This is a genomic window from Frankia sp. CcWB3, assembly GCF_977927595.1.
Window position 1 is genome coordinate 2,642 of the sequence record NZ_CDWRCK010000052.1, and the last position, 3,806, is coordinate 6,447.

Below are 3,806 nucleotides of genomic sequence, written 5' to 3' on the forward strand. Positions count from 1 at the left end.
TTTCGACTCCCTAGGGTTTTCGCCTGGATCAGGTTCGTGACCGGCAATCGATGATCCGGGTCGCCACCCTCATGCCACGGCGGAGGTTTTTCCGTGGCGCGCCCGCAAACGGTCGATGGCCTTCTGGTAGACCTTCTCGCGCAGGGCGGCAATACGCAACGGCTCGAGCTCGGCGGTGCCGACCCGACCGCGGGCACCCACCGTCTCCGCGAACTCCGGGTCGGTGAGGAAGGGTTCCAGGGCGTCGGCGAGTGCGGGGGCGTCCTCCGGCGGGATGACCGTGCCGCCCTTCCATTTCGCCACCCAGGTGGCCACCCCGGTTGTCGCGGTCGCGACGACCGGGCGTCCCGAGGCCATTCCCTCGAGACCCGCGATGGAGAAGCTCTCGAACCGGCTCGGCACGACGACCGCCCGTGCCTCCTCATAGGCCTTGACCAGCTCGGGACGGGTCAGGTGGCCGGCGAAACGGCAGGTGACGCCGAGTTTGACCGCCTGCTGCTCCAGCCAGGTCCCGGTCGCCACACCCTCGATCGTGCCCGAGGACTGACCGGCGAAGACCACCGTCGCCTCGACACCCCGTTTCTTCAGCAGCGCGGCCGCCTCGATCAGGACATCCAGCCCCTTGCGCCATTCGAGCCGTCCGACGACGAGCAACGTCGGGTCGGTGTGCTGGGGCGACGCCACCTCCATGTACGGGGACCGGTCGAACGGGTAAGGAATGACGTCCGCGTCGGTATCCCTATCCAGCCAGCCGAAACCGCGCAGCGTGGTGACGATCAGCTCAGAGGGAGCGGTGCGCGCGTCGGCACGCAGAGCGGAGAACCGGTCGATCCGGTCGGCCACCGCGCCCCTGCCGTGCAGCCGGCCGTCCCGCAGGCGCACATCCATCATCGTCGGGGTGTGCAGGTGGATCACGAGGGGGATGTCGCGGCGCAGGGCGGTACGCAGGCCCCGGGTCTCGCCGTCCTGAGTCTCGATCACGTCGGGACGCAGACCGAGACGACGCAGCCAGAAAGCATAGGAAACCGCGAGAACGAACCGCAGGGAGAGCGAATCGCGAGGGTGGTTCTCCCCCTGGAACGACCGGCCGAGTGGGCCGAGAAACCTGGTGACGGGCAACCGCAGGAGAGGCCGCCGGTGCACCATCACCCCGTCATGATCCTCATCCGTGCGGTAGCGTCCCTGCGCGCAGAGGATATGAACCCGATGACCGAGCGCGACCAGTGCGTGAGCGATGTCGTGTGTATAGACTCCCGCCCCGTCCCAGATGATCGGCGGATACTGCTCGCACAAGAAGACGATCTCCATGCCCAATCCCCCACCGCGAGCGAACTTCGGTCAGCTCACCTTATCGCCACGATAACCGGTTGCTGCGGAGGTTTTGGATTTGCGACCACTCGCGCCGCGCCGGCCCACAGATAGGGGTATAGCGACTTCCCTCGCGGCCCGGCTCGCGAGGGAGGTCGCCGGGATACCTGGTCCGGGGCGTGGGCTACAGGGACGGACTGACCACTCAGCCGCGTAACGGCATGGACCGGCCGGTCCTGGAACCGTGCGCCGGCGGGACCCCGGTGCCGTACAGCCGCGGACCCGACAACCCTCCCGAACCCGAACCCGAACCGGTAGCCGGCCCTGGCCCGGCACCCGTCGGCCGGGTGACCTTCGGTTCGATCCGGCGCAGCATGACGGCCGTGAGGATCAGTGCCACGACACCGATCAGCACGCAGATCACGATGTCGAGGACCCAGATCGCCACGCTGTGCTTCCACAGCCCGTCGGCCGGGTCGGTCCGCAGGGTCTCGTTACCGAACTTGCTGACGTCGTTGAGATCGTCCGTGGACGCCAGGGCCGCGAACCCCCAGCGGGCCGGGACGAGCAGGCTGATCTGCTCCAGCACGGGGCGCCCGACCAGCGAGGTCAGTCCCCCCGGAGAACACCAGCTGACCCATCGTGACCAGGACCAGGATCGGCATGGTCTTGTCCGCGTTGTCGATCAGCGTCGAGACCAGCAGACCGATCATCATCGAGGCGAGCGCCGCGACACTCACCGCGATCAGACACTCCAGCACCGGCGAGCCGAGCACGACCGCCCTCGGCGGGGTCCGGCCCACCAGCCCGATCAGGGTGAAGACAAGACACTGGGCGGTGGTGATCCCGGTCAGAAGAATGATCTTTGATCCAAGGTAGGCGGTGCGGGACAGCCCGATCGTGCGTTCCCGCCGGTAGATCGGCCGCTCCTTGACGATCTCCCGGACCGAGTTGGCCATGCCCATGAAACAGGCACACAGCACCAGGACGAGGAGAACCTTCGTCGCGTCGGTGTTCGGCGCCTGGGGTAACGCACGCAGCCCGTCCGGGGCGCGGATCACCTGTGGGACGACGCCGAGCAGGAACGGGAAGGCAATGATCAGCCGTAGGTACGACCGGTCGGCGAGCACGACCCGCCAGTACCGTCGGGTCAGCGTCGCGAGCTGGGCCCGGACCGGCTGCTGGCGCACGCTGGGCAGCTCCGGCGGTGCCTTGCGCACCGCGGGCGCCACGATCGCGGAGGGTACGAAGAACTCCGAGTCCCGGAACCGCTCCGCCATCTCCTCACCCGGAGTGGCCTCGAGCTCGCGGAACACCGCCGCGAACTCGCGGAAGTCCTCCTTGCCGAAGAACCGCAGCGCCCCGTCCGCAGGCCCGAAGTAGGCCACGTGCCCGCCGGGCGCGAGCACGAGGATGAAGTCGCACAGGTCCAGGAACAGCACACTGTGGGTGACGACGATGACGGTCCGGCCGGTCTCGTCGCCGGAGCCGGCGCCGCCGCCCTTCGCCAGGCCCCGCAGGGTTTCCATCACAGACTGGTCATTGGCCGGGTCCAGACCGGAGGTCGGCTCGTCCAGGAACAGCAGAGAGGGCCGGGTGAGCAGCTCCAGCGCGACGCTGGTGCGCTTCTTCTGGCCGCCGGAAAGCCGGAAGACCGGTGTGTTGGCGTGCGCGGTCAGTCCAAGCTGGCCGATGACCTCCTCCACCCGGGCCCGCCGCTCCTCGGCGGTGGTGTCGGCGGGGAAACGCAACTCCGAGCCGTACAGCAGAGCCTCACGCACGGTCAGCTGATCGTGCAGCGGGTCGGCCTGCGGCACGTACCCGATCCGGCGTCGCAACTCGTCATACTCGGCGTAGAGGTCACGTCCCGCGTAGATCACCGATCCCCGGTCCGCCGGTCGGAAGCCGGTGAGAGCGTTGAGGAGCGTGGACTTGCCGGCCCCGCTCGGTCCGACGACGCCGAGCAGGGAACGGCCCGGCAGCCGGAAGGTCATGTCGTGCATGAGCTGCTTGGTGCCGGCCCACACCGACAGCGCCTGCGCCTCGAAGGCCACGTCACCGGAGTCGACGTATTCGACGAGCGAGTTTCCCTCGAGCTGGAACAGATGATGGCCGATGGCGATGATGTCGCGTTGCATCACCCGCGCCCGGGTGACCCGGTGACCGTTGACGAAGGTGCCGTTGGCGGAAGCGAGGTCGACGAGCTCGACACCGGCCACCGAGATGTGCAGCTCGGCGTGATGGCGGGACGCGAGCAGGTCGCCCACGTTGATGTCGTTGTCGCGGGACCGGCCCATCCGCACCCGTCCGATCGTCAGCGGATGCACGCGCCGCCGGTCGTGCACGATCGTCGCCTGTCCCACGGCCGAGTCGGGCCCGCCCGACTGCGCAGGCGCCGCTGGGACGGGCGCCGCCGGGATGGGCGCCGACGCAGCGCCCGGCGCCGGTTCGGACCACCATTCCGTGCCCGGCACCGCCGCGCCCGGCGACGGCGACGG

At 68.8% G+C, this 3,806-nt stretch carries 1 protein-coding gene and 1 pseudogene; both read right to left on the bottom strand.

Annotation, left to right across the window (positions count from 1 at the left end):
* Positions 1–69 precede the first annotated feature (69 nt).
* The gene (locus ACY5KJ_RS06410) at positions 70–1,308 is read right to left on the bottom strand and encodes a glycosyltransferase family 4 protein (RefSeq protein ID WP_462188298.1); all 1,239 of its coding nucleotides are present in this window, start codon (positions 1,306–1,308) and stop codon (positions 70–72) included.
* A 205-nt stretch (positions 1,309–1,513) separates the two neighbouring features.
* A pseudogene (locus ACY5KJ_RS06415) lies at positions 1,514–3,806 on the bottom strand (ATP-binding cassette domain-containing protein); the annotation flags it as partial.

Coding starts and splice junctions, on each gene's coding strand:
- ACY5KJ_RS06410 (WP_462188298.1), bottom strand. CDS start 1,308: ATGGAGATCGTCTTCTTGTGCGAGCAGTATCCGCCGATCATCTGGGAC.